The 26,988-nt window shown below is 60.6% G+C and carries 22 protein-coding genes and 3 pseudogenes; 9 read left to right on the top strand and 16 right to left on the bottom strand.

Annotated elements, in window-relative coordinates:
- Positions 1–42 precede the first annotated feature (42 nt).
- A complete protein-coding gene (locus GWG65_RS28325) occupies positions 43–1,245 on the bottom strand; it encodes a cytochrome P450 (protein WP_275198823.1) in 1,203 nt (400 codons plus the stop codon).
- Between the two features lie 273 nt (positions 1,246–1,518).
- On the opposite strand from GWG65_RS28325, the gene GWG65_RS28320 reads away from it, so the two are divergent.
- Together GWG65_RS28320 and GWG65_RS28315 are read left to right on the top strand one after the other, a co-directional pair.
- Positions 1,519–2,112, top strand: coding sequence for a recombinase family protein (locus GWG65_RS28320; protein ID WP_275198822.1), 594 nt, complete (start codon positions 1,519–1,521; stop codon positions 2,110–2,112).
- Positions 2,109–3,771 (top strand): annotated as a pseudogene (locus tag GWG65_RS28315) (DUF4158 domain-containing protein); the annotation flags it as partial. The gene GWG65_RS28320 and the pseudogene GWG65_RS28315, both read left to right, overlap by 4 nt.
- A 62-nt stretch (positions 3,772–3,833) precedes the next feature.
- Here GWG65_RS28315 and GWG65_RS28310 read toward each other — a convergent pair.
- Positions 3,834–5,156 carry a pitrilysin family protein gene (locus tag GWG65_RS28310; RefSeq protein WP_235940423.1) on the bottom strand — a complete coding sequence of 441 codons (1,323 nt, stop codon included), beginning with the start codon at positions 5,154–5,156 and terminating at the stop codon, positions 3,834–3,836.
- 50 nt (positions 5,157–5,206) lie between these two features.
- On the bottom strand, positions 5,207–6,667 hold the full coding sequence (locus GWG65_RS28305) for a pitrilysin family protein (RefSeq protein ID WP_342760675.1): 1,461 nt from the start codon (positions 6,665–6,667) through the stop codon (positions 5,207–5,209).
- 2,180 nt (positions 6,668–8,847) lie between these two features.
- Here GWG65_RS28305 and GWG65_RS28300 point away from each other — a divergent pair.
- Together GWG65_RS28300 and sugE are read left to right on the top strand one after the other, a co-directional pair.
- Positions 8,848–9,711: a radical SAM/SPASM domain-containing protein gene (locus GWG65_RS28300; protein ID WP_275198821.1), complete on the top strand. Its 864-nt coding sequence runs from the start codon at positions 8,848–8,850 to the stop codon at positions 9,709–9,711.
- A 120-nt stretch (positions 9,712–9,831) separates the two neighbouring features.
- Entirely contained in the window at positions 9,832–10,146 is a 315-nt protein-coding gene (gene sugE, locus GWG65_RS28295) for a quaternary ammonium compound efflux SMR transporter SugE (protein WP_275198820.1), read from the top strand.
- 24 nt (positions 10,147–10,170) lie between these two features.
- Here the strand turns inward: sugE and GWG65_RS28290 are convergent.
- The 4 genes and pseudogenes from GWG65_RS28290 to GWG65_RS28275 all read right to left on the bottom strand — a co-directional run.
- Positions 10,171–10,452: pseudogene (locus GWG65_RS28290) on the bottom strand (inorganic phosphate transporter); the annotation flags it as partial.
- A 1,566-nt stretch (positions 10,453–12,018) separates the two neighbouring features.
- Positions 12,019–12,540, bottom strand: coding sequence for a thermonuclease family protein (locus GWG65_RS28285; RefSeq protein ID WP_275198819.1), 522 nt, complete (start codon positions 12,538–12,540; stop codon positions 12,019–12,021).
- Positions 12,528–12,926: a hypothetical protein gene (locus GWG65_RS28280; protein WP_275198818.1), complete on the bottom strand. Its 399-nt coding sequence runs from the start codon at positions 12,924–12,926 to the stop codon at positions 12,528–12,530. The genes GWG65_RS28285 and GWG65_RS28280 overlap by 13 nt, the downstream gene beginning before the upstream one ends.
- A 71-nt stretch (positions 12,927–12,997) precedes the next feature.
- Positions 12,998–13,741, bottom strand: a complete 744-nt coding sequence (locus GWG65_RS28275; protein ID WP_275198817.1) for an energy-coupling factor ABC transporter permease — start codon at positions 13,739–13,741, stop codon at positions 12,998–13,000.
- Between the two features lie 229 nt (positions 13,742–13,970).
- On the opposite strand from GWG65_RS28275, the gene GWG65_RS28270 reads away from it, so the two are divergent.
- Both GWG65_RS28270 and GWG65_RS28265 read left to right on the top strand, forming a co-directional pair.
- Positions 13,971–14,255 carry a hypothetical protein gene (locus tag GWG65_RS28270; protein WP_275198816.1) on the top strand — a complete coding sequence of 95 codons (285 nt, stop codon included), beginning with the start codon at positions 13,971–13,973 and terminating at the stop codon, positions 14,253–14,255.
- A 230-nt stretch (positions 14,256–14,485) separates the two neighbouring features.
- Positions 14,486–15,319 carry an RMD1 family protein gene (locus GWG65_RS28265; protein ID WP_275198853.1) on the top strand — a complete coding sequence of 278 codons (834 nt, stop codon included), beginning with the start codon at positions 14,486–14,488 and terminating at the stop codon, positions 15,317–15,319.
- An 826-nt stretch (positions 15,320–16,145) separates the two neighbouring features.
- Here the strand turns inward: GWG65_RS28265 and GWG65_RS28260 are convergent.
- The 8 genes and pseudogenes from GWG65_RS28260 to nifH all read right to left on the bottom strand — a co-directional run bounded on the left by GWG65_RS28260 (position 16,146) and on the right by nifH (position 25,021).
- Positions 16,146–16,562 (bottom strand): hypothetical protein, encoded by a 417-nt coding sequence (locus GWG65_RS28260; protein WP_275198815.1) that lies wholly within the window; start codon positions 16,560–16,562, stop codon positions 16,146–16,148.
- A 674-nt stretch (positions 16,563–17,236) separates the two neighbouring features.
- Complete coding sequence (locus GWG65_RS28255) at positions 17,237–17,533, bottom strand: ferredoxin family protein (protein ID WP_275198814.1); 297 nt, start codon at positions 17,531–17,533, stop codon at positions 17,237–17,239.
- Between the two features lie 41 nt (positions 17,534–17,574).
- Complete coding sequence (locus GWG65_RS28250; protein ID WP_275198813.1) at positions 17,575–18,882, bottom strand: FAD-binding protein; 1,308 nt, start codon at positions 18,880–18,882, stop codon at positions 17,575–17,577.
- A gap of 11 nt (positions 18,883–18,893) precedes the next feature.
- Positions 18,894–20,006 carry an electron transfer flavoprotein subunit alpha/FixB family protein gene (locus GWG65_RS28245; protein ID WP_148744147.1) on the bottom strand — a complete coding sequence of 371 codons (1,113 nt, stop codon included), beginning with the start codon at positions 20,004–20,006 and terminating at the stop codon, positions 18,894–18,896.
- 1,178 nt (positions 20,007–21,184) lie between these two features.
- Positions 21,185–21,517 (bottom strand): nitrogenase stabilizing/protective protein NifW, encoded by a 333-nt coding sequence (gene nifW / locus GWG65_RS28240; protein ID WP_275198852.1) that lies wholly within the window; start codon positions 21,515–21,517, stop codon positions 21,185–21,187.
- A gap of 114 nt (positions 21,518–21,631) precedes the next feature.
- A pseudogene (gene nifV / locus GWG65_RS28235) lies at positions 21,632–22,788 on the bottom strand (homocitrate synthase); the annotation flags it as partial.
- 589 nt (positions 22,789–23,377) lie between these two features.
- Complete coding sequence (locus tag GWG65_RS28230; RefSeq protein ID WP_275198851.1) at positions 23,378–24,031, bottom strand: nitrogen fixation protein NifQ; 654 nt, start codon at positions 24,029–24,031, stop codon at positions 23,378–23,380.
- A gap of 99 nt (positions 24,032–24,130) precedes the next feature.
- The gene (nifH, locus tag GWG65_RS28225) at positions 24,131–25,021 is read right to left on the bottom strand and encodes a nitrogenase iron protein (RefSeq protein ID WP_026233535.1); all 891 of its coding nucleotides are present in this window, start codon (positions 25,019–25,021) and stop codon (positions 24,131–24,133) included.
- Positions 25,022–25,406: 385 nt separating this feature from the next.
- Between nifH and GWG65_RS28220 the strand changes: the two genes are divergently transcribed.
- Together GWG65_RS28220 and GWG65_RS28215 are read left to right on the top strand one after the other, a co-directional pair.
- Positions 25,407–25,550, top strand: a complete 144-nt coding sequence (locus tag GWG65_RS28220) for a hypothetical protein (protein WP_187436387.1) — start codon at positions 25,407–25,409, stop codon at positions 25,548–25,550.
- A 7-nt stretch (positions 25,551–25,557) separates the two neighbouring features.
- Complete coding sequence (locus GWG65_RS28215) at positions 25,558–26,112, top strand: peroxiredoxin (RefSeq protein ID WP_148744143.1); 555 nt, start codon at positions 25,558–25,560, stop codon at positions 26,110–26,112.
- Positions 26,113–26,192: 80 nt separating this feature from the next.
- Here GWG65_RS28215 and GWG65_RS28210 read toward each other — a convergent pair whose 3' ends face one another.
- Entirely contained in the window at positions 26,193–26,417 is a 225-nt protein-coding gene (locus tag GWG65_RS28210) for a hypothetical protein (protein WP_148744142.1), read from the bottom strand.
- A 194-nt stretch (positions 26,418–26,611) separates the two neighbouring features.
- Between GWG65_RS28210 and GWG65_RS28205 the strand changes: the two genes are divergently transcribed.
- Positions 26,612–26,860 (top strand): hypothetical protein, encoded by a 249-nt coding sequence (locus tag GWG65_RS28205; protein WP_275198812.1) that lies wholly within the window; start codon positions 26,612–26,614, stop codon positions 26,858–26,860.
- The last annotated feature ends 128 nt before the right edge of the window (positions 26,861–26,988 follow it).

Genomic DNA, 26,988 nt, shown 5'->3' with positions numbered 1-26,988 from the left:
CAAATTGCGGAGAAGATCGCGATTCCCGGCGACGTCCGCGCATCACCAGAGCACCGGGAACTCCTCGAACCCGCCAGTGATGATCTCCTTGCGCAGCTTCAGTTCTTCGGGCGCCACGGCCAGGCGCAGCGCGGGAAAGCGCTGGAAGATCGAACCGAACACCACCTTGAGTTCCAGCCTGGCCAGCGCCAAGCCGATGCAGTAGTGCGGCCCGTAGGAGAACGCCAGGTGCGGCTTTTCATCGCGTCCGATGTCGAAGATTTCCGGGTCTTTGAAATGGCGCGGATCGAACGACGTCGCCGGCAGGCCGACCAGCACCTTGCTCTCCGCGGGAATATGCACGCCCGCGATGGTCACGTCGGTCCTCGGATAGCGCATGATGCCGTCCCAGCCCGCGCCCGGCGGGTACATGCGCAGAATTTCCTCCACCGCCTTGTCCACCAAGGATGGATCGCCGACCAGGCGTTCGCGCTGTTGCGGATGGCGGAACATGGCCAGCAGGCCGAATTCGATCTGCGCGACGGTGCTCTCGTGCCCCGCCACCAGCATGCCCGCCGCCAGGCCGATCGCCTGTTCCTCGGTTGCCTTGCCCTGGTCGACCGCCGCGAGCAGATCCGTCAGCAGGTTGTCGCCCGGATCCTGGCGCTTGTCCCGCATCTTGCCGCGAATGTAGGCGCGCAGTTCTTCCCAGGCCAGGCGCGACGCGCTGCGTGGGCCGCTTTCATGCTGGTGCGTCATCACCTCGTCGGACAACCCGGCGAAAAAGGCGTGATCCTCGTAGAGCACGCCCATTAGCGCGCTGATGACCATGGCCGGAAGTGGAAAGGAGAGGTGGCGCCGCAGGTCGGCGGGCTGGGGCTGGGCCGCCAGCGTCTCGAACAACTGCGCGGCGATCGCCTCGACCTGCTGCGCGAGCAGCTTCACCCTGCGGTCGCTGAAGGCAGGCGCCACGATCGTGCGTAACCGGACATGCTCGCCCCCCTCGTGCGAGACCAGCCACCCCGGCGAACCGAGCATCACCGAATCCGGGGTGAATGCCGCTGGCGGCATTCCCGCGGGCCGGAACGCCGCGTCGGACAGCACCGCCTTGGCCTCGTCGTAGCCTGTCACCCACCAGCCTTCGTGCCCGGATGGGAAGCGCACGCGGTGGATCGGACCGTTGGCGCGTAGCGCCAACATCTCGGGCGAGGGCTCGATGTGATCGACGCGCCACATCGGCAGCGTCGGCAAGGGTTGTTCGGACATGGTGGCACTTCACTCTCTAAGCGATGGAAGGGCGGAAGGTGACCGGCAGGCGCCGCGGGCAGCGGCTTCACGTGCGCTTGCGTTCATTTCTGTTCGTCGATGATGATCGGCGGAGAAGGCGGCCGGACCCTAGGGCCTCAAGTTGGCTTTAGTCAGCTACCGAATCTTGTAGTAGCCCCCCTAAGCTAAACGCCTGATGACGCAAAAAATATGCAACAAACTCTGTCGCCACGCGCTGCCATACGGAAACCTATTTCCGATGGGTATCCGCCTATGTTGGTTGGCTACATGCGCGTGTCGTCGGACTCCGACCGCCAGAGCACGGACTTGCAGCGCGATGCGCTGCTCGCCGCCAGCGTTGATCCGCCTCACCTGTTCGAGGATCACGCCTCGGGCGCGAAGGATGACCGCTCCGGCTTGGCGCAAGCGCTCGAATTCGTCCGGCCCGGCGACGTGCTGGTCGTGTGGAAACTCGACCGGCTCGGCCGCTCGCTGTCGCACCTGCTCGCCATCGTGACCTCGCTCAAGGACAATCGGGTGGCGTTCCGCTCGCTGACCGAGAACCTGGACACCACGACGCCCTCCGGCGAATTCCTGTTCCAGGTGTTCGGCACGCTCGCGCAGCATGAGCGCGCTTTGATCCAGGAGCGTGTCGTCGCCGGCCTGGCCGCCGCACGGAAACGCGGCCGGATCGGCGGCCGGCCGCAGGCGATCACCGGCGAGAAGATGGACGCCATCATCGCCGCGCTGGACGGCGGCATGTCCAAAGCGGCGGTATGTCGCAACTTCGGTGGCAAGCGAACCACGCTGATCGAGACCCTGGCACGGGTTGGCTGGATGCGCTCCCGTGGAGCGTCATCGCGATGACGACCAAGAGCGAACGCTTGACCGTCCTATCGGGCGCCGAGCAGGAAGCCTGTACGGCCTGCCGGATTTCGACGACACCCAGCGGCTGGAATACCTGGCCTTGACCGAAACCGAACCGGCGCTTGCCAGCCGCCGCCCCAGCCTCACCGCTCGGTTTACTGCATCTTGCAGATCGGCTATTTCAAGGCCAAGCATGCCTTCTTTCGCTTTGACTGGAACGAGGTCGACGACGATTGCGCCTTCGTGCTGAGCCGCTATTTCCACGGCGATGCGTTCAAGCGCGAGCTGATCACCAACCACGAACACTACACCGAGCGCGAGCGTATCGCTGCGCTGTTCTGCTACCGGCCGTGGGCGGCCGACTTCCTGCCGCAGCTCGCGCAGCAAGCCGCGCAAATCGTTCGGCGCGACGTGACGCCAGGATTCGTCGCCACCGAGTTGATTGGCTGGCTCAATGAGCACAAAACCATCCGGCCCGGCTACACCACCCTGCAAGAGCTGGTCAGCGAAGCCTTGTCCGCCGAGCGTCGGCGGCTGGGCGGCCTGCTGGGAAATGCTGGACGAACAGGCCAAGGCCGCGCTGAGTCACCTCTTGGTGCGCGACGACACCCTGTCTCAACTGGCGGCACTCAGGCAGGACGCCAAGGATTTTGGCTGGCGGCAGATGGCTCGCGAGCGCCAGAAGCGCGCCACGCTGGAGCCGCTGCACGGGATCGCCAAGGCGTTGCTGCCCAAGCTCGGCGTCTCGCAGCAAAACCTTCTGTACTACGCGAGCCTGGCGAACTTCTACACCATCCACGACCTGCGCAATCTGAAGGCCGATCAGACCCACCTCTATCTGCTGTGCTATGCCTGGGTGCGCTATCGGCAGCTCTCTGACAATCTGGTCGATGCGATGGCCTATCATATGAAGCACTTGGAAGACGAGAGCAGTGCGGGTGCAAAGCAATCCTTTGTCGCGGAGCAGGTGCGCCGTCAGCAAGACACGCCACAGGTCGATCGCCTGCTGTCGCTTTGCATCGACGACAGCGTGCCCAATCCCATGCCGTTCGGCGATGTACGCCAGCGCGCCTACAAGATCATGCCCCGCGACACGCAAACCACGGCACTGCGTATGAGCGTGAAGCCGGTGAGCAAACTGGCTTTGCATTGGCAGGCGGTGGACGGCCTGGCCGAGCGTATCCGTCGGTATCTTCGACCGCTGTACGTCGCGCTCGATTTCGCCGGCACCGATCCGGACAGCTCGTGGCGCTGGCCTGGGCCAAAGGTGTGTTCACCAAACAGCAGCGCCTATCGCAACGGCCACTCGCCGAATGTCCAGCAGCCACGGTGCCGAAACGCTTGCGGCCGTACCTGCTGACCTTCGACGCTGATGGCAAGCCAACGGGCCTGCATGCCGACCGCTACGAGTTCTGGCTGTACCACCAAGTCAGGAAGCGCTTCCAGTCCGGTGAACTCTACCTCGACGACAGCCTGCAATACCGTCATTTCTCCGACGAGCTGGTTTCGGTGGACGAGAAGGCCGACGCGCTGGCACAGATGGACACCCCCTTGCTGCGGCAGCCGGTCGATGCCCAGCTCGATGCGCTGGCGGCCGAGCTGCAAGCGCAATGGCCGGTCTTCAACCGTGAGCTGAAACAGGGCAAGCTGATACACCTAGCCAAGCGGGGGACACGGCAGAGCCAGGCTCGCGGCTACGCCGCCCCGAGCTACTTGAAAAGTTAATTGGGGGGCGCCGGCTTCGCGGCCGATGGCGCGGTGGTCGACTCGGCTGCTGCCGGTGGAGAGCGGCCCACCATGACACTGAGCAAGCCCTGCCCCCACAGCCGCTGCGCGGCCTTCTCGGCGTCCCCCAGCGTCACGGCATCGACAAGGACGTTGAGCTTCTCGATATAGTCGATCGGCAGCTCGTCTAACTGATATTGCAACAACGCGAGGGCGAGCTTTGACGACGTATCGAGCGTCAGCATCTGCGACCCCTTCAGATACGACTTGGCCTCATCCAGCTCTTTCTGGGTCGGGCCCTCCTCGGCGATGCGGCGGATTTCCTTTTCGATCACATCGAGCGTTTGGCCGGCACGGTCGGTGCGGGTGCCGCTACCACCGACAAACACCGCGGAGTGCTCCATCCAGAGCAGCGATTCATGGACCGAATAGGCCAGCCCGCGTTTCTCCCGGACCTCGTGGAAAAGTCGCGACCACAGCCCGCCGCCGAGGATATGGTTGACGACGTACCCCGCCATGAAATCCGGATCATTGCGGCGGATGCCGGGACCGCCGAACCACAGGATGGTCTGCGGCACATCGAGTGGAATGAAGGCGCGCTGCGGCGGCTTTGCCGCTAGCACATCAGGAACGGGCCTAAGGTTAGCTTTGGCGGGCAAGCCTCCAAACGTCTTGTCGAGCAGTTTGCCGAGCGTATCGGCGTCAATATCGCCGACGACCGCAATCCGCAGCGTATCCTTGGCGATCACGTGGCCGACATAGTCCCTCAGGTCGGCGACATCGATTCTTGGCACGCTATCCAGCGTCCCCCTCGATTGCCGGCCATAGGGATGGCTGCCGAACGCGATTTCGAGGAACTTTCGTTCGGCGAGCGCGCTCGGGTTGGTCCTTTCGCGGCGCAGCCCCGAGAGCACCTGGGCACGAATCCGCTCGACGTCGCTGGCCTCGAAATGCGGCGCGGTCAGCGCCATGCGCAGGAGGTCGTAGGCCTCCTCCTTGTTGCCTTTCAGCATGCGCAGCGAGCCGCGGAAATAATTCCGGTTCGAGGAGAAGCTGAGTTCGATGGCGCGGCGATCGAGACGCTCGTGAAAGGTTTTGGAATCGAGGTCGGCGGAGCCTTCGTCGAGTAGATCGGCGACCAGATTGCCCACGCCGGGCTTGTCGGCCGGGTCTTGAGCCGCGCCGCCACCGAAGGCATATTCCATCGCGATCAGGGGAACGGTGGCGTCCTGAACGAACCAGGCCTCGATGCCGCCGGTGGAGACCAGCCGCTGGATCTTGGCGGCGGCCTGAGACGGCGCCGAAGATAACATCATCATCGCGACGCAGACGCTGCCGATCAGCGCCGCGCGGCACGTTAAGCGGTAGATCACGAGCGCTTCTCCTCGCCTTTCGGCGCGGCATCCTTGATCAGGTAGCCGGTCACCGAGCGTTTCTTGTCGAGCCATTTTTGTGCGGCTTCGCTGACCTGCGCGGCGGTGACCGCGCGAATGCGGTCCGGCCAGCTTCTGATATCGTCGATGCTCAGCCCCGTGGTGAGCGCGCCGCCATACCGGCCCGCCAGCCTTTGCTGGTTGTCCTGGGCGTAGATCGCTTGCGCGATCAACTGCGTCTTGACGCGTTCGAGGTCTTCGCCGCGGGCCGGCTTTTGCGCGATTTCGGCGATCACGCCATCGATTACGGGTTCGATCTGCGAGAATTCCACGCCGGGTTTCGGCGTCACTGAGATGGAGAACTGCGAAGCATCGAGCGCGATGCCGGTGTAGCCGGCGCGGGCAGAGATCGCGAGCGGGCGGTCGATCACCAATGCCCGATACAGATAGGATTTGGAGCCGCCACCCATCAGTCGCGCGAGGACGTCGAGCGCCGGGCTTTCGCCGGCGATCGCTGTGGCTGCGGAAGGCACGAGATAATAACGGCGCAACCCGGGCTGCTCGACCCGCGGATCCGACAGCGTCACGGTGCGCGGCGCCGCCGGGATCGGTTCTTGCGGACGCATGCGTTTGGCGGGGATCGCCGGCTGCGCAGGGATATCAGCGAAATTCTTCTCGACCAGAAGACGGACTTCATTGGCGTCAACGTCACCGGCGATGACCAGGATCGCGTTGTTTGGCGCGTAGAAGCGCTTGTAGAAGGCGAGCGCATCCTCGCGATCGAGTTTCGCGATCTCCTGGCGCCAGCCGATCACGGGCCGGCCGTAGGGGTGGTTGAGGTAGAGCGCGGCCATGATCTGCTCGGTCAACCGTGCATCCGGATTGTTGGCGACCCGCATGTTGAATTCTTCCAGCACGACGTCGCGCTCGGGCAGCACGTTGTCGTCCTTCAGGATCAGGCCGGTCATGCGGTCGGCTTCGAACTCCATCATCCGCGCGAGCTGCTCGCGCGGCACGCGCTGGAAATAGGCGGTGTAATCGAGGGAGGTGAAGGCGTTTTCGTCGCCGCCGATCCGCCGCACGGTCTGCGAGAATTCGCCGGCCGGATGGTTGGCCGTTCCCTTGAACATCAGGTGTTCGAGGAAATGCGCAAGTCCCGATTTGCCCGGCTTCTCGTCGGCGGAGCCGACCTTGTACCAGATCATCTCCGTCACCACCGGCGTGCGGTGATCGACAATCACCACGACTTGCAGGCCGTTCTGAAGCATGAAGCTCGCTGGTCGTTCCCAGGTGGGGGTGATTTGGGCAAGAAAGCTCCTGTTCACAGTAACGCCCCGGGAGCTAGGATCCTGGCTATTTTCCGTTTTGTATTCGACCGCCGCGGTACGCGTCATCAAGGCCAGGGCAAAAGTAGCTGTGCCTAGCACCTTGATTGTCAGGGACCTGGAATTCTTCATGTCATGGCCTTTGGTCACATAGAGATCCACGTTCTGCGCCGGACATCCCGACAAAGCAGGTGAGCCGCACGCCGTTGGGCAAACAGCGGAGCAATAGTCGGGCCAATCGCCTGACGCTTCTGCGCACGGGCCGCTGCGCGGCCAACTGGACGCAAGCGACGCGCAAGGCGTGTCTCTTTCCTCCCGAAAGCCGACCCGCACTTGTTTGTTGTCCGCCAACATGTTGCGAACACGACATTGCACACGAACCCGCACGACAATTCGCCGCCTCGCGCTGGCCTAAATCCTGCGGAGCCACATGCCGCATCGAGGGCGGTTGTCTCACTTTTCTGAGCACCCCTACACGACTTCGTTTCCGAAGGGCTGGAACGGCTCGTCGAGGGGAGCCGCACCAACGCTACTAGGAAAGGACTGCCATGCCTCTTTACGTGCATGGCTTTCTCGCGCGTCAGGACACGAGCCCCAGCAGGTCGAGAAACTGACGACCTAGCTGAGGGGATCATCGAGCAGCTCGGCGGCGACACCACAAGAGAATTGGAGCGTGCGCACCAGCTTAATAATCGGAGGTTTCGATGAATTCTCTTCGGGTCCAAGCCGCGCCAGCCGGGCGTGCTTTAGACGGGGGAGCGGCCCTGTCCAACGGCGATCCGCATCAGAGGTCGCCAGGATCATTGCTATCGCTCTTGATCACATGCGTTAGAAGGACTGCTGTCGTGGGCCGGAGCGCAAAGTGTTGATCCGGGCGTCGTCCTGGAAGTGCAACAGAAGGGACATGCTAGACGGCCCTCGAACCCTCGGGAGAGCATTGACGAGGCGGCCGTTGCTCCTCCTCGATTGACATTTCGAGTCGCGGTTGGAGTCGCCAGTTGTATTTTTCATTCGAGATGCGAACCATTCACGTCTGGCCTGGCTATATGCACGCAGTGCCCGCGACCCACCGGCGGCATAGCCCTCGAGGTGGGCGACGGCGCCTTTGAATCATAGAGCGCGCCTCGAACCATGCAGGCGGAGCTCATCCGGCGACCTCGAACTATCATGTGCGATAGCCCTGCCGGGAAAAGGAGGCCCTTCAACGACGCTCTCGAAAGCAGCGCGCCATGAACTTGGTTCGCTAGTGGATTCCCGAGTGTAATGGACGCAGAGCGCCGAAACCCCTATTAGGTACGTATAGTTTGCCAGCGTGAATATGGCGAATGAACACTTGGAAGATTTTCTGAAGCGCCGGTACAGCGATCTTCCATGCACTGAAAGCAGCGCTCGCGAGCGTAGCGAAGTCTCCCAGCTGAATTTCCGTGGTTGCACCGTGTTCAGGCAACAACCCTCCCTCGTCGACAAGGAATGCAAGGAATTTAGCCGATTCCTGGTGCAAGGTGGAAGCGTCCCTAGCTCCGACGGATGGGCACTATCGATCATTGCCACTAATCGATCCTCACGTTTGCAGAGATCAGTATCCCAGCAACGGCGTGAACGAGCACACCGCCAAAAGACCATCCGGCGAGCGTACAAGCCATTTCCGGCAGCACGGAAACAATAGCCCGAGCATAGACTTTGGCGATCTCGTCAATCGAATCCACCTTCAGGAGTTCGTCACCGAATAGCGTTTTCAGCTGTTGAATTCACGATCTGCTGCATGAAGGCGCGATGAAGATTTGCATTCTCGACTGCGGTCAACGGCGCTCGCAATCGGAACTTCGGGACCGATGCCGACACACGTCGATCATGGTGACATGGCGCTTCGGACGGCGGCAACGCCGCCACGTTTCATAAGAAAGCTGCCATTGAACTCATTTTCGAGAGAGCTTGAATCGTACGCAGCGTCATATTGTACGCTTTCGATTGCGTAGAGTTGCGCCTCGGCTGCGCAATTACGACAACATTTTATCGCCGGCGTGCCGACTTATGGACAGTACCGCGATTGGCATGAGTGATGCTTGTTGGAATAAACGAGACGTCAGACCAACCTCATCGATGCATGTCCACTCGGCAGCTGCCCGTTTCTGCTGGATTGGGCGCTAAAGGCAAGAGCCGTGGTGCTTTCTTCATCTGTCGCGGCCGCGCTTGCGAGCGTGCCGTGTCGCGCTGATGGATGGATCGAGAATGATGCAAGAGCGGACTGGCATGAGGGATGCAAATCGACGGTCCCCCTCAAGAGCTCTTTCTTCGAAACGCGGAGCGCGGAAGTGGATAATATAAAATCGATGACTCTACGGGAGCTGCGCTCTGCAATCACTGGCGGCAGCGTCTTGGAGATAACTACGACAACGGGCTGTGTCGTCGGATGTTCTTATTGCCCGCAGGACAAGTTTGCCAAACGGCAAAGCGCGATATCCGACGTGAAGCATCTTTCTCTCCAAGACTTTAAGCGATGTCTGGCGCGCGTACCCGCAGCTGTCGACATCAGCTTTTCGGGGTACTCGGAGCCTTGCCTCAATCCGGCTTGCACAGAAATGGTTGAGCATGCCTACGCGTGTGGCCATGGAATCCGGATTTTCACAACCCTCGTAGGAATGAACGGGCAGGATCTAAGACGCTTGCGTGCGTTGCAGTTCCGCGTTTTCCTGGTGCACGTTTTTGATGACGGCACGCACATGGATAGTGGTCTCGTCAGGCGCAACTATGTCGATTTGATGCGCCAGCTCGTCGATGCCGACATTTCATCACTGCTCTTCATAGTCATGGGTGACGTTCATCCCGAACTTGTCGACATAATTCCTGAGGAAGCGCTGGTCCGCTCGCGTCCGCCGCGCAGCAGGGCTGGCAGCGGCGAGCTTAAGATGGTTGAAGCGCGACAGCCAATCGTTGGAGCACTGACATGTCCTGACGAACGGCAATATCGCAATGTTCTTCTCCCAAACGGCGATGTTACTTTCTGCTGCATGGATTTTGAGCGACGACATGTTTTGGGCAACCTTCTCCGCGACAGGTACAAGGATCTCTTCGAAGGGGCGACTTTTTGCAAGATTGCCAGTCGCATGAACGGAGCGGACGGCTTTCTGCTTTGTCGATCGTGTGAATTCGCCGAACCACTGATGTCGGAATGCTGATGTTTGGGAGCAGTTGACCATTGACTGATCGAAGCGAATCGCGAGCCCCGGCGAGGACGGCCTTGCAGCTCATCATCACATCAGCCGCGGGGACGACCCTGCCATGAACGGAGGGTCGCCATGGCCTGGAGCATTTTGTTGGTCGCCGGCCTCCTGGAAGTCGCCTGGGCAATCGGCCTCAAATACACCGAGGGCTTTACCAAGCTCGTTCCGTCCGTGCTCACGCTCGCGGCCATGGCCGGCAGCGTGATCCTGCTCGGCCTTGCTCTGAAGACGCTGCCCATTGGAACTGCCTATGCGGTCTGGACCGGCATCGGTGCGGTCGGCACCGCAGCACTCGGCATCATCCTGTTCGGAGAGCCGGCCGCAGCGTTTCGCTTTGCCAGTATCGGACTGATCCTCGCCGGCATTGTCGGGCTGAAGCTCGTGTCCTGACGAAAACATCCAAGGCGTTGACCCCCACCAGGTCAGCGCCGCAACGATCGCCGAGACCGGCGCCGTGATTGTCCAGCCATAGACAATTGAGCTGGCCGCGTTCCAGCGCGCCGCCGACGGGCGCGGCGTCGACAATCGTGATAGTGTGGCCGAGGAAAGTCGCCTCCAATGCAGGCCCTCTAGGCCGTGAGCTGTTGGCCGCGACCCTCAGTGTCGCAATGCGAAAGCCCATGCTGCGGGCGATACGCCCGCCGCCCATCGGCGTTCCCACGGCGATCGTGTCTGGCACGATAGCACCACCCAGAACGACGCGAGCAATTCTCTGCCGAGTTCGCCAATGCGAATAGAACAGTAATGGACGTCAGCTATGCCGCTGGTGCTCTGGGCAGCGGGCAAGGAAGGTCGCTTGCCGGAGTCATACGATGCCTGATCTCCGGAGCAGCAGGGGAGAAGATGCATAACAGAGCGATATGATCGGCAGATCGTGTTCGTTTGCGCCGCACTGCTTCCGGCTATCCCGCGTCGGCACGATCAGGGACTGCCGACCAGTTCAACTCTTTGGACTCGGATCAGTCAGGTGATCTTGCGGTCTCTGACTCAGCTCCGCGCCTCGAGTTCCCGGTGCGAACTTGTTTGTGTGGTTGTAAAGAAGCTGGAGCACCAAATCTCTTTCGCAGGAGTTCACAGAAGTGATCAACCAGCCGTGTCGGCGCATCATGACATTCGTGTTCGACCTCAGACCCGCGGCTTGTTTGAACGATCACCGCTCTTGTCGCATAGAGGACACCGGCCATCGAAACACGCCGGGAGCTTGCGTCGCGCTCGTCGGCACAGAGTCCGCACACCACGAGAGCGTGGGAGCGACGCTGCGACTTCAGCAGATCACGATTCATTGTGGAAGCCGCGCACGTGGTGTTCGGGAGGTAATATGCGATTGACGTTCTTGTTCGCTTGTTCGGTCCGCCGCAGCAGTTGCGCTCATCGCGTGTGCGGTGTTGCTTATTCGGCGGATCTCGAGCCAGTGGTCAGCGAGCAACCGCACGAACAGCTGCATTGCCTTCTGTGGCATTGTTGTGATCGGCGCCTGCAAGGCAGGTCCACACGTCTTGGTCACCGAAACCGCACGTGTGGTGTTAGGCTTCTTACCCGCCCGGCCAAACGCTGGCCTATGTCGGAGCAGCCGTGGCTTGAAAGGCAATCGCGGCCGATATCGCCAATAGCAGCGAAGTCCGGGAAGGAGCTTATGCGGCCTTCCCGCGGCAAAGGCCGCAATTCGACTACCGTCGTTTCGATGGGAGCCTCGCAGCCGTCGTTGAGCAAGCGCTCACACCTGCTTGGTCCGTCGGATTTGAGTGCGAGTATATGAGTTTTGGCAGGACGGCATCTGGGAATCAAGCTGCGAGCTCTGGCATGTCAAAACCTGAAAGCTAGCGTCGCATGGAGTGGAGGTGAGCTGCATCCCAACCCGCATTGGTGTTGCCTACCTTGCCCTGCGGTGCCTTGAACGTCACTGGCCTTCTTTCTTTTCGCTCAACCTCTACCCGGCGGAATCTGATTGTTGTTCAGTGCCACGCCCTCGTCTTGCTTAGGCCTCGCAGAGCCCGTCATTCTTCTGAGGCGAATGCGGCCTCTCTCGAACTCAACAGGCGGCGCCTTGGCAGGACCGCGAGTCCATGGTTTCCAAAAAACCGCGCCAAGAATGATCGGGCTCTGCGGAGCTCGCGATTCTCTGTTCTTGCGACGTTCGCGCTTACGAGAGTTCAAGATCCGCGGCAGTGGTAAGCTTGCCTCACTCCGATCGACGCCAGCTCGCCCGTGACTGTCACCTCACGCGGAGCCGATTACCGCATGTTCTGCTGTGGGCAACACCCGTCAAGGATGTGCATTCGCGTCGTCCGAACAGCTTGCTGGTTGACCGCCTAGCCGAATGCACGCTCGATACAACCAAGGTACGGCAAAGCTGCCCGCCCATAAGCCCAGTCCGGCACGATCGGCCGCGCGTTGCGCCGCGTGGTATGGTCCCGTGGAAGATTGCGTCCAATCGAGCGCGAGACCGTTGCGCACCAACCACTCTCCGAGATCTATGCCATCGGCTGAACAGGTCGCCACCGTCCGTCCACACTCATCCTGCAGCACTGACAGGCACCTGACCTCGCGCTCTGCAATGAAGCCTTCAAGATCGCTCGCGGCATTGAGGCCACATCGATATAGATTGCTCTTGATATCTCGGCACATTTGACTGTTGTCCGGCGCCTCGATGCCCCAGAGCCGAACGCGAGTCCCGTGAACTTCAAGGGTGTCGGTGTTGATGACCTGTGCTCGCCCTGTCAACTCGCCGGCCAGCACGATGCTGCACAGTGCGAGCATGGTCAACATCACGATCAATCCAGGCATGGCGATCTTCTTTGTCGAACTGCGAACATTCCGGCCAAGTGCAGCAGAGCATGGGAAACCGCCGAACAGCGCTCCATCGCAGCTGTGCTTAGGAGGGTTCTAATGTTCCAATGGTAAGCTCGTTCGACGGATGAATCCCCCTGGATCAGCAGCGCAAGACGCCGCTCGCGTCCCACCTCGCCCGCGATGCTCTGCGACCAGGCTGCTGCGCTGACCGCATCCGGCCATTGCGCCACATCATTGCGGCAGTCCGCCTCGGCTGCATCGCGCACCAGCAGGTCGAACTCCGTAGTGCGCGTCCACTGTTTAGCGAGCAAGCCGGAGCAGACGGCCGGCCGCAAGTCGGCGAGATATGATTTCCTGGTCGCCTTGTGCGGAAGAAGCATAAGCTCGGTCGCCTTGCTGCCACCGATAGCAGCGCGCGCGCGCCGCCCGGGATCGCTGCAGCCGGTTGCTATCAGGGAAAGCGTATGCATCGCTTGAGCAAAACGGGAGGCCCGACGGCCATCGTTGTTATCAACGGCAACATGCCTTCTACATGCGGTTGGCGACAACTCCGCCCGCAATCACGCCGCCCAATTTGTTTCGCGAGCGCCAGCACAGCCAGATCACCCTCCAGTTGGACCAGGGCCACAAGTGCGTAGGAAACGGCGAACCATCCGATGTGATAGAGGTTGGCGGCGCCGAAGCCCGCACCATAGAGCGCCCAAAACGCGACGCAGGCAACGATACCAGACTGATACGCAGTCGAGAGGGCAAGCGCCTTGCTGTACTGCAGATTGCGATAGGCGGTGTTGGATGGAATGAGCCGCTTGGCGAGCGCCTGGATCGCAAACAGCGGCACCAGAAGCGTCGTGACATTCATACCATATTGCGGCAGGTCGGCCGAAACAAAGAGGATGCTTGGCAGCAAGAGGCCGACCGCAAGAGCAAAGGCAGCTGGCCCCGGCCCGAACAACAGGAACAGCGTGGAGCCGGGGACGAAGCGCACCTCGGAGACCCCGACCGCAAAGTGCGGCAGGATCTCGAGGAACGTGAACACAAGCGCAGTCGCGGCGATGGCTTGCATGGCGAATGACAGGACGCCCCGCTCGCGCATGGTCTCGACCACAAGGTTGGCGGCGACGCAGCCCGCCGCAAGGCCTGTCGCGTAGCTCAATACGAGCTTGGCGCCTGCTACTGTTCCCGGTTCAATATGCATGGCCGCAAGTCCTGCCTGTCGTTCTACTCGGGGTCTTAGCTCAAGAATGCCGGGCCGTCTTGTGGCTAACAGTTGGAAACGGCCCTTCACCTTCACCACCGTCGGTCCACCGATCACCGTCCTGTTTTCGCCATTCGGGCTGGGTGTGTACTCAGCACCTCCGCTCGGCCTTTGCGACATTTCGATAGCAACAGCTATGCCAGCGCCGCTACCGCGATTAAGGCTCTGATTGCGCTTTGAAAAATTCCGCGGCGCGCAACATTCGCCGTGTTCTGTAGCTGACATGCTCGGGATGAAATCGAACACACATGGCGCCGCCGTCTTTGCTCAACCTGTGCCGTTTCGAACAATCATTCTCGCCCCCCATTCAATCGGAAATCCTGAGGCCGCTGGCGCGAAAGACACCGGTTCGGCATCAATCTTGCTCGACCTTGTTCGAGGACGGCGCATGCCGCGCAGCCAAATGTTTGGCGACGGGATCGTCGAATTGGAAAACCTCTCGTTCTCTTCATGAGCTTGCGGGGTTGTTCAATTGACCTTGCGGCCAAGCACGCACGAGCATGGAAATGGCGACGACCCATCCGAACTGTGGAGCCGGCATTTGCCGGATTACAGCATCATCTCTCAGCGACGTGCCGGGCAAATTCCGCTGAACCGTCTGCGACGAAGTTCTGGACGTGTTTGATGGTCCCGCGAGAACGCCTCTCGCGTCTGAGTGGCGCCAAACCGGATGCTAAAGTGAACATGGATCAACTTACGCCCGGTAAGCCTGCCGTGTCCGGAAAGACGGCGGCCGGCTCGATGCTGCGCATTCGCGCAGTCATGCTAGGCGATCGTATCAACCCGCCGGCTCTCGAAATCGGAACGCTGGTGTCCTCGACGCCGGTCGCTTTCCGCATTCATGAGGGCCTTGTCGTGATCTTCCGCTATGGCGTTGTGGTGCTCATCGGGTTGTCGCCCTCGGAGGAAACCGCTCTGATCGAAACCTTGAAATCTCGGGTCATCGGTGAATTCAACTCCTACGAGGAGGAGAGCGCGCAAGCGCAGCTCTGCAACGACCAGGGTGCCGACATCATTCTGCCGGGCGGGCGGATTTGTCTCAGCAAGTTTACCAACGACCGGCTGCTGCTGATCGCCGATACGCTCGCCAAGAGCACGGCGCTGGAGCGAGACGAGCGCCGTGTCGCCGCGGTGTTCGACGTAATCGAACCGTTTGCACGCGAACTCGCCGAGCGCGGCCGGACGCCGCGGGGCCGCAAGAGCATTCTCCAATTGATCGGCAATGCGCTCCTGGTCCAGCAGCGCGTAGCGGGCCGCGTCGCCATTGCCGAAAAGCCCGACGCACTCTGGGACAAGCCGGAGCTCGAGCGGCTCTATTCGCGTCTGAAAGACGATTACGAACTAAAGGAGCGTCTTGAGATGCTCGAGCGCAAGCTGTCGGCCATCTCCGGAACGGCCAACGCGCTGACGGACATCATGGACACACGGCGCTCGCTGCGTCTTGAGTGGGTTATAGTCCTGCTGATCGCGATGGAAGTTGCGATCGGATGCTTTCAGATTATAACAGCAGCTCATTGAAGTGCGGCTGGCCGCAGCACGCGAGGCTCCTTCGTGGTCTTTGAGCGGGCTTACTAACCGATCAGGCCGGCATTGGCTGCGACGCGCTGTTCGGCAGCACGCGGCTTTAGGCCACGCCTTCGCCGTGCTCGTGCACGCGAGCTTCGGCGAAATCCCGGTGCGGCTCGCGAACGGAGCGAACAGGCGAGGCGACTTCCGGCGCGTTTCCCCGGATATCGAGCAAGGATAAGGCGTGTATAGCAGATGCGCGGCGGATCGTTCATCTCGACGATCCTGCCCCCGAGAAGGCCCTTTTGCCCAGTTTGCCGCGGACCGCCACTGAGCTTGTCTGCTATTGCCGAGTGGCTCGCGGAGTACTTGCCAGGCCTTCCCCCGCCGTCCGCCAGCGCGCAACCAGCGACTACCGGAACACGGACGGTCGATTTCACCAGAGCGCGTAGCTGAGGTGAGCGACCGCCTTTCGCCGCTTTGGCGCATCGCCGCGGCTCGGACGACATGTCCTGCAGTGATTTCCCTTGCTTGGCTGTTAGCGAACGGTTCCATGGTCCGCCAGCGCAGCGCACCGCGCGCTGCAACTGAACATGAAAGCTCAGGACTGCGGATCTCGTGCTCGACGCGAAGGTCCCGAGCTTGACGTGGCCGGGGACTGCGACCGAGCGCGCATAGCGGCTCCGCGTCAGCGATCAACGCTAAACGGATGACAAAGGAACTGCGCAGCGAATTCGACGCGGTTTTGACCTCGCAAGCAGGCGCCGAGATTTGCTGTCGTCCCGTTTCCTGTGGACGTTCCATCTGCAGGGACTGTCCCTCAAGGTGGCCTGGACACTCACGCGCCCTCGGCAGCTCCTCTCAAATCCGCTTCCGAACCGATACCGGCATGGCGATCCTTCGCTGGCTCGTTCAGGAGCCCGGCGAGCCTGAGGCCTTCAAGGACTCCTTCGAGCCGGTGTTCGCGAATGATTGCGGCGAGCAGCGAAACGGCCTCGTCCCGATGGACGGTGAAGCAGACGTGAGGCGCTCGCTGAACCAACAGGTCCAGCAAGGTCGGAAGGTCAGCAACGTGGTGGCGTAAAGTCGAGACCACATCATTGGCGAGATAGCTCGCCAAATCCGCCTTCGCCGGCGGATCAAAGTCCAGGTCGACCTCGGCGCGCTTCTCAATCGCCTGGCGTATCAACTCGCGCTGCCGTCTTGCGTTCATCGAGAGCATGAACACCGCATCCGCGAGCTTCTCGCGCGGCAAACTTCTCAGTTCGGCTATGCGGGCCTGGATGTCGTCGACCGAACTCTCACGGCGTGCCTCTGCTCGCCGCGCGTCAGCGGCTGCCCTGCTCTTTTGAACTCGAACCATCGTCATTGCTCTCCGGCCGACGATATATCGCGGCGATACCGGCAAATGAAAGTGCAAACTTGTGTGCTGCATGCGCGCAGCCCGCCTGGCGAACCCGGAACCGGCGGCCGCGCGACGGAGTTAGAAAGCGCTAGTTTCGTGATTCGCTCGTGCTTTTCTAGTCTACAAGGCGCCCGATCGCATGTTGTCGGTCGGTGGCTACGGCCGCGCGAAGTCCTGCTTCCAGCATTCGTTGGTAGGCGATAGGCAGCGTCGCGAGATGGTGGCGGCAGGCGGATCGCCGCGAACCTTCCAAGGAGGACGGAACCGGCCAGTTGGGGAAGAAAACCAGGATCCGTCGACCAGATCCGAGATGGACGACCTAATCTCACGAATGCGTTGCGCGCTTGTTTCGGATCCGCTCGTTTTGGCTATCTACGGGCATATTATAGCGGACACTGCAAGCTGCGCTTCCACCATGCAAGGGCCGCCCGGCAGATGCAAAGATTGGGACCCCGATTGAATGTGCCCGGGTGAAATCTCGAGTTCGCGCCTGCCTGCCATGGCCAGACCCTCACCCGAATTTTTTAACCAAACTTGAATAGCACACCGAAACCGCCGCGTGGGTAGCTCCACTCGATATCACCACTTTCTGCGCAGATCACCCGGCAGGTGCCGCACTCCATACACCCGTCGACTGTCACCTCAACATGACCTTTATCGTTGAGCTCGTAGCACCGTGCTGGACAAGCCTTCAGCATCGACAAGAGCCGCGACGATGGCGTGGTGTGCGGCCGCACCTTGATATGGGCGCGGCCGGAATCAACAAGATAACGGTTGTAGAATAGTTTGTCCTCGACACGTTGGGATGGCTCGCGCGGCATTGTTTCTGGCTCCGTCGTTCGTCGTTGTCTTTGCTTTGTGATCAGCGCCAGGCCCGGGCAATGCGGAGGGCATCGCTGAACAATCCACTCCACGAGCGCGCCTTGATGAACGAGTTGAGCATCAGCTTCTCTCTCTCGAGCTTTGGTGTGCCGTCGACGCGCACGTAATCCTGCATCGCCTTGGAGAAGAGCTGCGGATATGTGAGAAAGAAGTTCTGCGAGTGGGTATGCAGGAGTGCCGGCATATCCTTATACTTCTTCAGGTCCTTGATCACGAAGGAATCATTCAGAAGTTTCTTGTAAAGTGAAAGGTTTTTGGCCGTCATCGGATCTTTTCGCGATTTGATAAGGCAGATCGCTTCCGCGGCGATACGCCCCGACGTCATCGCAAGATTGGACCCCTCGCGATGGATGGCGTTGTTGAGCTGGGCGGCGTCTCCGACAACGACCCAGCCCTCACCACAAAGCTGCGGGATGGCCTTGTACCCACCTTCGGGGATCAAGTGCGCGGAATATTCCTTTACTTCCGAACCCTCGATGAGCGGCGCGACGGAAGGGTGACGCTTGAAGCCCTCGAGCAGGCCGTAAGGCGTCTCGCCGGTACGCTGGAAGTCGGCAACAAGACAGCCAATACCGAGCGAGATGCATTCCTTGTTGGAATAGATGAAGCCCATACCGGTCATTCCGCGGGAGATGGTTCCGGCGGCTTCGATGACGAGCCCCTCGTCGCCTTTCAGATTGAAGCGAGCATCGATTGTCTCGCGCGACAGGAAATGCATCTCCTTGACCGCGAGTGCCACCTTATCCGGTGCCGGCCGCCCTCTTAAGCCCGCCCGCGTCCCGAGCAATCCGTTCACCCCCTCGGCCAACACGACCACATCTGCATGGATTTCGCCCCCATTGCGGTCTGTGCGCACCCCAACGACCCTCCCATGGGAATCCTGGAGGAGCTCGGTCACCGTGGTCTCGCACAGCACCGTAGCGCCCGCCTCGCGGACCTTCTCCGAGAACCATTTATCGAACTGGGCGCGGATGATGGTGTAGCGGTTCGGCTTCTCCTCGTTGAAATCATCGGAGCGATAGTGAAGCCCCGTGTGCGAACACTCGTCCACGATCCAGAAGCGTTGCTCGACCAGATGTCGCTCAAGCGGTGCATCTTCTCGGAAATTAGGGATCAGCTTCTCCAGCATATCGGCATAAAGGATGGCGCCTTGCACGTTCTTCGACCCCGAATACTCGCCGCGCTCCAGCTGCAGCACTTTCAGGCCCCGCTCGGCCATGGTAAGCGCCGCCGCATTCCCGCCCATGCCAGCACCGACGACGATCGCGTCGAATCTTTCCTCGATCATAACAAGCTCCTCTAGCCGGCGATGCGGTCGTGCGAGTGGGGCGACAGCTGCGCGCGGAATGCAGAGGTCAACGCTGGTAACAGCCGAATGGCATCGGTAACGATGCCGATATGGGCAAAGTCGAAGATCGGAGCGTTTTTGTCGGTGTTGATGGCAACGACGAGGTCACTCCCCTCCACGCCGACGCGATGCTGGATCGCGCCGGAAATGCCGGCCGCGATATAGAGCTTTGGCCGAATGGTTTTCCCGGTCTGGCCGATTTGGCGGTCCGAGGTGACCCAGCCCTTCTGGACTAGCGGCCGAGAGCAGCCGTATTCGGCGCCAAGTACGTCGGCGAGCTGCTGTACCAGTTGGAAGTTCTCAGGCGATCCCAGACCGAGCCCTCCAGCGACGACCACGTCGGCATAGGCAAGGTTGGACTTTGTAGAATCGCGGTCCGGCAGGAACGAGAGGACTTTTGTGACGATATCTTCTTCAACAAGCCCGAGCGGATGCGAGATGACGCGCCAGACGGCGCCCGTCACGCGCTCGGGCATAGGCATCACGCGCGGACGGACGGTGGCCATCTGTGGACGATAGTTGAGTGTGTAGATCGTGCACAACAGCGAGCCGCCAAACGTCGGCCGGGTCGCCGCAAGCGAGCCGTCGGCATCGACATCGAGCTCGGTGCAGTCGGCAGTTAGGCCGGTGAGCAGTGTGGTGGCGACTGAGCCGGCGAGATCGCGGCCGAGTGTAGTTGCGCCTAGGAGTAGGATTTCCGGCTTGTAAGTGTTGACCAGCTCGGAGAGCGCCTTGGTATAGGATTCGTTGCGATAATCGGCCAACAGATTGTCCGCGACGATATAGGCGAGGTCGGCGCCGTAGCAGAAGGATTCGGCGACCGCCTGCTGTGTCGTCTCCCCGACCGGGCCGATGACAACCGCGGCGAGGTCAACGTTGAGCTTGTCGGCGAGCCGGCGGCCGGCACCCATCAGCTCCCAGGAGACGGGGTGCACAACCCCGCGTTCCTGCTCGATGAAGACCCAGACGTGCCTATACGCCTTAAATCGTTCAGGCAGCTCCCTCTTGGTCGCCGCGCGACCACCACCCGCGGCCGGAGCTGCGCTTTTGGGTGCGGTGCTCATCATCTGTACTCCCATTCGTGTTCAGTAGCGGCTCGCCAGCGGAGCGTGCTCCGCCTCCAGCTTTGAATTCGCGCTTGAAGATTGCTTCAGTTAAAAGTTGAGCCGGGTGCCCGTCGCCATTGTGTCAGCACCACCTGGCAGCAGCGCAGGGCCGAGACACCCATTGCTGGTACTTTTCTCGACGAGCCCGGAGCACGGGCTTCGGGTTCCTTGCGGGTTCGGCATTTTGGGCCACCATTTGGCAACGGGCACTGGTAAGGAACCCATCGCGCCGGTCACGCGAGCCGATTGATTGGTCCCCCTCATCTTCGAGGTGCAACCGAGCTGGAACAGGTCGAGGCCTGCCAGAGGCTCGGCTGGTATCGTCGTCGGTCGCGTGCATGCCGGGGAAACGCGATCCATTGCTCCGAATGCCCTCGCAATCCTGCCGATGGCAGCGACACGCCGGCAATTCTTGGCGCGGGCACGAGGGCCGGCGGTCAAGCCGCCCGTCAACGGCGCCGCGCGACCGGCGCTGGAGAGCAAGGACTGCCCCCGCGAAACCTCGGCCATGGATCGGTCAACGGGGGTGATTTCGTCGACGAACCTTTGGCGCGGATCAAGCGCAGCTTTCAGCTCAGCCAGGTCGGAATATGCGACCATCGCTTTGGCGTCGCGACGCATCATGGTGCCGACAGGCAGCGCGCGCGAACCTGCGCGGCGTCAAAAACAAAATCGATGCGGACCAAGATGTGCATGCGCTTCTCCAGATTAGCTGAGCATATGTCAGCAATTGTCGTACCAATTGCGCAGGCGATTAAAATTGAGCGCCAATACAGACTCTTACTGAAGGAACTCGGGTTGGCAGCCTCTCATGACGATCGGAACATTCGATAACCGTGCCGAGGCGTGTTCGGAATGCGACAGAAGACAGTCATCCGAATCTGGTGCGCTTTCCTCGCCAAATGTGCGCTTCCCGCTGCCGGCGTACCATTGCAGGAGATAGGTGCGCCATGGGCACCAGCTTGAAAGGATGGACATACCAGGGCTCGGTCGTGATTGGCCCTTAAGGAGAGCCGAATGAGTGTTGAAGCTGCGGATCCGCGAGGCCACTGCAACTTCCGTTTGAATTCGAAGCCCTGGGTGGCTGTCAGGTTCTCCGAACCTTCACGGTCCGGAGCACGAGATATAAACTCAATTCACACCAAGGAGCCGAGCTGGACCAATGCTGGATGCTTGTTCGGTTGTGGCGCTGCCGCATCCTTCAGGACCTTGAACACGCGCTGTTCGATCGGTGAGGACGTGACGAAGTCGGCATAGGCGCGCTCAAGCGTAGCCTTGCAACGCAAGGCAATGTCAGGATCGGATGCACCGGTCAACTCCTCGCCCGCGAGATATTGCCCCATGCGACGCAGGATATGAAGCCGCGCCACGTTGATGATTTTCGCGTCGTACTCGACGCCGAGGAGTGCAAAAAACTCCTCTGCCGCCGAGGCCTTGTTCAATTGCGAAAGGATGCCGTCCGTCGTCATTCTCAACCTCCATCTAGATCCGCGCCCGGAAACCATCCAGACCGAATGTTTCAACCTGATCGCGCGACGCGCATGGCTGACCAACCGATCACCCGCCGTTGACGAGCCCTCGTGAATGTCGCGCCAGATCGCCACCACCGTTTCCTGGGCAACCGGGCCTTTGTGCTCGATGGCATGCTTGCGGACGCGCGCGAGGATGGTCTCCGTTTGCTCGGCGGTGACCGACAGCTGCAACTCGGACAACAGCGAAGTGAAGTGATCGCGGCAAGCCCTGAATGCTTGCCGATCACAATGCGGTGGGAGCGGCCAAGCAATCGCGGGTCCAGCGCTTGGTAGGTGCGCCGGTCTTTTAACAGCCCATCGACGTGGATGCCGGATTCATGGGTGAAGACATGCTCGCCGACAATCGCCTTGTTGAGCGGAATGGTGCGGGACGCTGCGGCTGCAACGGCGGCCGCGACTTTCTCCAGTTCGGATAGCAGCACGCCGGTATCACGGCCGCAGAGCTGACTGAGTGCGACGGCAACTTCCTCCAGCGGCGCATTGCCGGCTCGCTCGCACCGGCCAATGACCGTCACAGAGGCGTGGGTTGCACCAGCCTTGATCGCCGCCAGCGTATTAGCCGTCGCCAGCCCAAGATCGTCATGGCCGTGGAATTCGAGTTCGAGATCGGTGCCGGCGCGCAGTGCCGCCATGAGCGCGAAGGACGCGTCGGGATCGAGCACGCTCAGCGTATGCGCGACACGAAAGCGCCGGGCGCCGGCCGCCTTGGCGGTTGCGATCAGGTCGATCAGGAAGTTGACATCGGCGCGCGAAGAGTCTTCGCCCCCCACTGCGACATCCAGTCGCTTGTCGCGAGCATAGCCAACGACGCGCTTCACCCGCTGCAGCGCGGCCAAACGGCCGCCACCCAGTTTCGCCGCAATCTGCACGTCGGACGATGGGATCGATAGGTTGACCATCGAAACACCAGCCTCGATCGCCGCATCGACGTCCGCGAGTTTCATCCGGCACCAGCCGATGATCGTGGCCGCAACGCCCGCTTCGGCGATCGCTCGGATCGCGGTAATCTCTTCCTGACCCATGGCCGGCGTGCCGGCCTCGATCTCCGTGATCCCGGCCCCCGCCAGCGCACGCGCGATCGAGACCTTTTCCGTTGTCGTGAAGGCCACGCCAGGCGTCTGTTCGCCGTCGCGCAACGTAGTGTCATTGAGGACTATGGATTTCGACCGATGAACGTCGGGGATGGTCCTAGCGGCAGCGAACGCCATCAGCGGCTCCGTATGTTTATTCCGGAAGCTCTTCAGCAACTGCCGTGCCAACCCGTTCGAATTCTCAAGAACCTCTGAATGACGTCGAATTTTAGATGACTCGGGTGTGTCGCAAATCCGACAGGGTGGAAGCGGCGGAGCGCCAGGTTCGGTGCACTTGCGACCGAGTTGAACGCAGGGCCTAGCTTGGAAGCTTCCTAGTCGGGCAACGGTTGGGGCCTCACCTCAAGCTGCAGCACTTCGGGAAGGCGGGTGCGAGCCGTCGGGTTCAGTTCAACCACAGGTCGGCGTCCGCAAACAAATTCAGTGGGCGCGATCGAGAGATGGATGTTGGCCTCGATCGCGCGTCAACGTAGAACATCTCAGCGGTAAATGTGACGGTCGCCTCCGCCAAATATCAACCCGCGATCATCAGGCGCAGTCGCGTCGGGCCGGCTGCGCGCAATCGTTTACCCCGGTGTCTTTTCAAGCCCTCAGTCTCCTCATGTGACAGCTGACCGAAAGCTCCTCCGATATACCGGGAATGGCGCCGAGGAGGGGGCATCCATGATGAATTCAGTCTTGCGAACTTGGGATGGCTTGGACGGAGTCATCGAGACGACGCAGATGATCCCGCCGGCGTCCGGCCATCCCCGCTCTCCTTACCGAAGCAAAGATCAAAATCATTGCATTCCGTGCAGACCGGCGTGGTACACATCACCAGGCCGTCATCTTCGCATAGCATGCGATAGAAAAAGCGCTTCCAGCGCATGTTCTTTGTGTTGCGAGCCGCCAGCGGCCCGAAATGGCGCATCAGGAGACGGGACAATTCGTCCCGCTTCCGCAGACCGAGATCTTCCCATAAGTGATTAGGTTCCATGGCGCGGCGCGCGATCATCGTCGCCAACCAGCTGCCGACCTCGCCATGGGTGGAACGTTGCGCAAGCAGGAGGTCGCGCACCATAATTGTCTCGTCAGGAGCCGGTAACGCGGACTGTTCGCGCCAGGTACAGCTCCTGATCGGGGTGGATGGGAAGTATTGCACCAAGAGAGCATTGAGCTCCTGGTTGGTCAAGCCAGCCCGTTCGGGAAGTTGGCCGCCATCCATAGCGGATGCGGCGAGAATGCAAGCGAGCACATGGCGATCGAAATCGTCATTGTCGCTGATGTCGGCTTCTGTTGGATGGCGCCCGGTCAGAAGGCCGTAGAGCTCACTCGCATCGCGCTGCTCGGCGACGTGAGCTGCCGATACAGCAGGTGACATCGTATCGGCCAATTTTCCTTGTGTGCCAATCATGAAGGTCGCCCAGCTTCTGAGTGGACGATGTCGGCCTTCCCCGGTCGAGAAGGCCGACAACATGAACTATGCCGAAACAGCGGCGAGCTCGGCGGCGGTCTTGCCGACCAGGCTCTCGTCGACAGGCTTGATGATGCCGTGCTCCATGAGCATATCCTCGAGCTCGTCCATGCTGATTGGCGTCGGGATAGCGCCTTGGCCAGCATTATTGTGGATCTTGGTCGCGAGATTGCGATAGTGATCCGCCTGCTTGGACTCTGGCGCGTATTCCAGCACCGTCATGCGGCGCAGCTCCGCATGCTGCACGACATTGTCGCGCGGCACGAAGTAGATCAGCCGGCTGCCGAGCTTCTTGGCAAGAGCATCTGCAAGCTCCAGCTCCTTGTCGGTCTGCCGCTCGTTGCAGATCAGGCCGCCGAGGCGCACGCCGCCGGAATTCGCATACTTCAGAATACCCTTGGAGATGTTGTTGGCGGCATACATCGCCATCATCTCGCCGGACATCACGATGTAGATTTCCTGTGCCTTATTCTCGCGGATAGGCATCGCGAAGCCGCCGCAGACGACGTCGCCGAGCACGTCGTAAGAGACGTAGTCGATGTCTTCATAGGCGCCATTCTCCTCCAGAAAGTTGATGGAGGTGATCACGCCTCTTCCGGCGCACCCCACCCCCGGCTCCGGACCGCCGGACTCGACGCATCGAATGTCCTTGTAGCCGAGTTTGATGACGTCCTCGATTTCGAGGTCCTCGACGCTGCCGGCGTTCGCCGCGAGGCTCAGAATGGTGTCCTGCGCTTTGGCGTGCAGGATGAGGCGAGTCGAGTCCGCTTTGGGATCACAGCCAACGATCAGAATCCTTTGGCCCAGCTCAGCAAGGGCCGCCAGCGTATTTTGCGACGTTGTCGATTTGCCGATGCCACCCTTGCCATAAAACGCGATTTGTCTCAGCGAAGACATGTTGCTCTCCATCAAGCGATTGCCAATTTTTTTCGCGCCGAACGCGCGAGGCTGTTTCTCTCTCAGAAACGTAGGCACACGGGTTTCGGGAAGGAGGCCATCGCTCGCCATCGGCGTCGGCGTGCCCTCAGCCCTCACTCGTTGTTGCTGCATCCATTTAGCAACTGGCGTGCCATTTCGTTCGCACCTGCGTTAAGCGCCTGATCACACTCGACTAACAGCGCGACGTGCGAAACCAGATGCCGTGGCGGACCCGACAGCGGCAAGGGCTTTGACAGAAACCGGACAAAGCCCCGGCGCGTGGATTCCACTACGAGCGCCGGCCGAAAGAGCGCGGAACGCGGAATGCCGGGCCTTAGCCCGGGACGATTGAGGAGACCACACGGTGCAGATCGGGTTCGAGGACACCGCCATCATCAAAGGCGAATGTTTCATGACCGGCATGGTGGGTACTTGCCATCAGATCGGGTGGCATATCGCTTGCTTTGCTAGTCGCGGAACGCAGTTTCCGCGTGACGCGATGTTGTGAGGACAATATGTCTGGAATTGGAAGTAAGTTGCCGCCGTTCGACATCACAGGCGTGAAGCCCGGCTTTCACCTGCAAGAGGAGAACGGGCAGAGCGCCTTCGAGACGCTGACTGAGAGGAGTTTCCCCGGCAAATGGAAAGTCATCTTCTTTTACCCGAAGGATTTCACATTCGTCTGCCCAACCGAAATCGCTGAGTTTGCCCGCCTGTCCAAGGATTTCGCCGATCGCGATGCAATCGTGCTTGGTGGCTCCACCGATAACGAGTTCTGCAAGCTCGCCTGGCGGCGTGAGCACAAGGACCTGCACCGTCTATCGATCTGGCAGTTTGCCGACACCAAGGGCGCACTGGTCGATGGCCTTGGAGTGCGCTCGCGTGATGGCATCGCGCATCGCTACACCTTCATCGTCGATCCTGAGAACACGATCCAGCATGTCTATGCGACAAGCCTCAATGTCGGCCGGAGCCCAAAGGACACGCTACGCGTTCTGGATGCGATACAGACTCATGAGCTCTGCCCTTGCAACCGCGAGATCGGCGGCGACACGCTTAAAATTGCCTGAGGCAACATGTTGATCGTGCAGTTGAAGGAGAAGCTCCCGCCTACGAAGGACGTCAAACTCGGTACCGTCTAACGTGGAGGCTATTTCTTGGAACCCCTACCCGGCAGAACCACATCGAACCGGCCGTCGCCGAGCTGGCGCGTTATCGAAGCGACTGTTTTGGCGATGCGGCAACCCAACAGTAAGGCGAACAGGCCCATGAGCATCGTTGCAAGCCCGATCATCCAGATCAGCTTCCGCCGAACTTCTTCAGCTCGTATTTCAGCAGCCTGCGAATTGGGTCCGGCCGACAAGTCGGAGAGCACCGGCGCAACTCAAACCCCTCATTTCAGAATGAGCCGATCCGCCTGCCCAGCTCGAAGGTGTCCGCCGCCACATCAAGAGCATCAAGGGCTGGGAAGTCACCGAGCTGGTCACGTTCGCGACGCTATCCTTCACCAAGTACCTGATATGGAAGGATCTCGTCGACCGCGCAGATTTGCTCAAGCGCAATGCCGTCGTGCGTCACCTGATCGATACCCCGACCCACAGCTACGATGGGTCCGGGGCGAGCTTCATCGATGCGCGAACCAGCGACGAGATCATCGATCCGATCGAACTGTTCGCGCCGCTCTCGGCCGATTCCTCGCAGATCGCTGCCGTCTTCGCCGCCCAGCGCGGCGCGGACTATGTACTGTTCGACCCGCCCGGCCCGGGCAAGAGTCAGACTATTGCCAGCGCCATCTGTCGCCGAGCCGCGCGTCCCTAAACTCGCACTCACCAATCTCTCGATCAATCCAACATTCACCTTCCAAGGATGGCACGCAGCCTTTTGCCGATCGATCCTTTAATGTCAGCCCCATAGAGCACCCCCTCGCGAATCAGGTGCTCAGCAAG

It is taken from the genome of Bradyrhizobium sp. CSA207 (assembly GCF_029051685.1).
Lineage (GTDB): Bacteria > Pseudomonadota > Alphaproteobacteria > Rhizobiales > Xanthobacteraceae > Bradyrhizobium.
Note: the sequence above shows the minus strand (reverse complement) of the source record. Positions and strands in the feature narration are given on the sequence as shown.

Excerpts from the sequence above, each read along its gene's own strand:
- GWG65_RS28325 (WP_275198823.1), bottom strand. The coding sequence starts at position 1,245 with ATGTCCGAACAACCCTTGCCGACGCTGCCGATGTGGCGCGTCGATCAC.
- GWG65_RS28320 (WP_275198822.1), top strand. The coding sequence starts at position 1,519 with ATGTTGGTTGGCTACATGCGCGTGTCGTCGGACTCCGACCGCCAGAGC.
- GWG65_RS28310 (WP_235940423.1), bottom strand. The coding sequence starts at position 5,156 with ATGATGATGTTATCTTCGGCGCCGTCTCAGGCCGCCGCCAAGATCCAG.
- GWG65_RS28305 (WP_342760675.1), bottom strand. The coding sequence starts at position 6,667 with ATGAAGAATTCCAGGTCCCTGACAATCAAGGTGCTAGGCACAGCTACT.
- sugE (WP_275198820.1), top strand. The coding sequence starts at position 9,832 with ATGGCCTGGAGCATTTTGTTGGTCGCCGGCCTCCTGGAAGTCGCCTGG.
- GWG65_RS28285 (WP_275198819.1), bottom strand. The coding sequence starts at position 12,540 with ATGCCTGGATTGATCGTGATGTTGACCATGCTCGCACTGTGCAGCATC.
- GWG65_RS28280 (WP_275198818.1), bottom strand. The coding sequence starts at position 12,926 with ATGCTTCTTCCGCACAAGGCGACCAGGAAATCATATCTCGCCGACTTG.
- GWG65_RS28275 (WP_275198817.1), bottom strand. The coding sequence starts at position 13,741 with ATGCATATTGAACCGGGAACAGTAGCAGGCGCCAAGCTCGTATTGAGC.
- GWG65_RS28265 (WP_275198853.1), top strand. The coding sequence starts at position 14,486 with ATGGATCAACTTACGCCCGGTAAGCCTGCCGTGTCCGGAAAGACGGCG.
- GWG65_RS28255 (WP_275198814.1), bottom strand. The coding sequence starts at position 17,533 with ATGCCGCGCGAGCCATCCCAACGTGTCGAGGACAAACTATTCTACAAC.
- GWG65_RS28250 (WP_275198813.1), bottom strand. The coding sequence starts at position 18,882 with ATGATCGAGGAAAGATTCGACGCGATCGTCGTCGGTGCTGGCATGGGC.
- GWG65_RS28245 (WP_148744147.1), bottom strand. The coding sequence starts at position 20,006 with ATGAGCACCGCACCCAAAAGCGCAGCTCCGGCCGCGGGTGGTGGTCGC.
- nifW (WP_275198852.1), bottom strand. The coding sequence starts at position 21,517 with ATGACGACGGACGGCATCCTTTCGCAATTGAACAAGGCCTCGGCGGCA.
- GWG65_RS28230 (WP_275198851.1), bottom strand. The coding sequence starts at position 24,031 with ATGTCACCTGCTGTATCGGCAGCTCACGTCGCCGAGCAGCGCGATGCG.
- nifH (WP_026233535.1), bottom strand. The coding sequence starts at position 25,021 with ATGTCTTCGCTGAGACAAATCGCGTTTTATGGCAAGGGTGGCATCGGC.
- GWG65_RS28215 (WP_148744143.1), top strand. The coding sequence starts at position 25,558 with ATGTCTGGAATTGGAAGTAAGTTGCCGCCGTTCGACATCACAGGCGTG.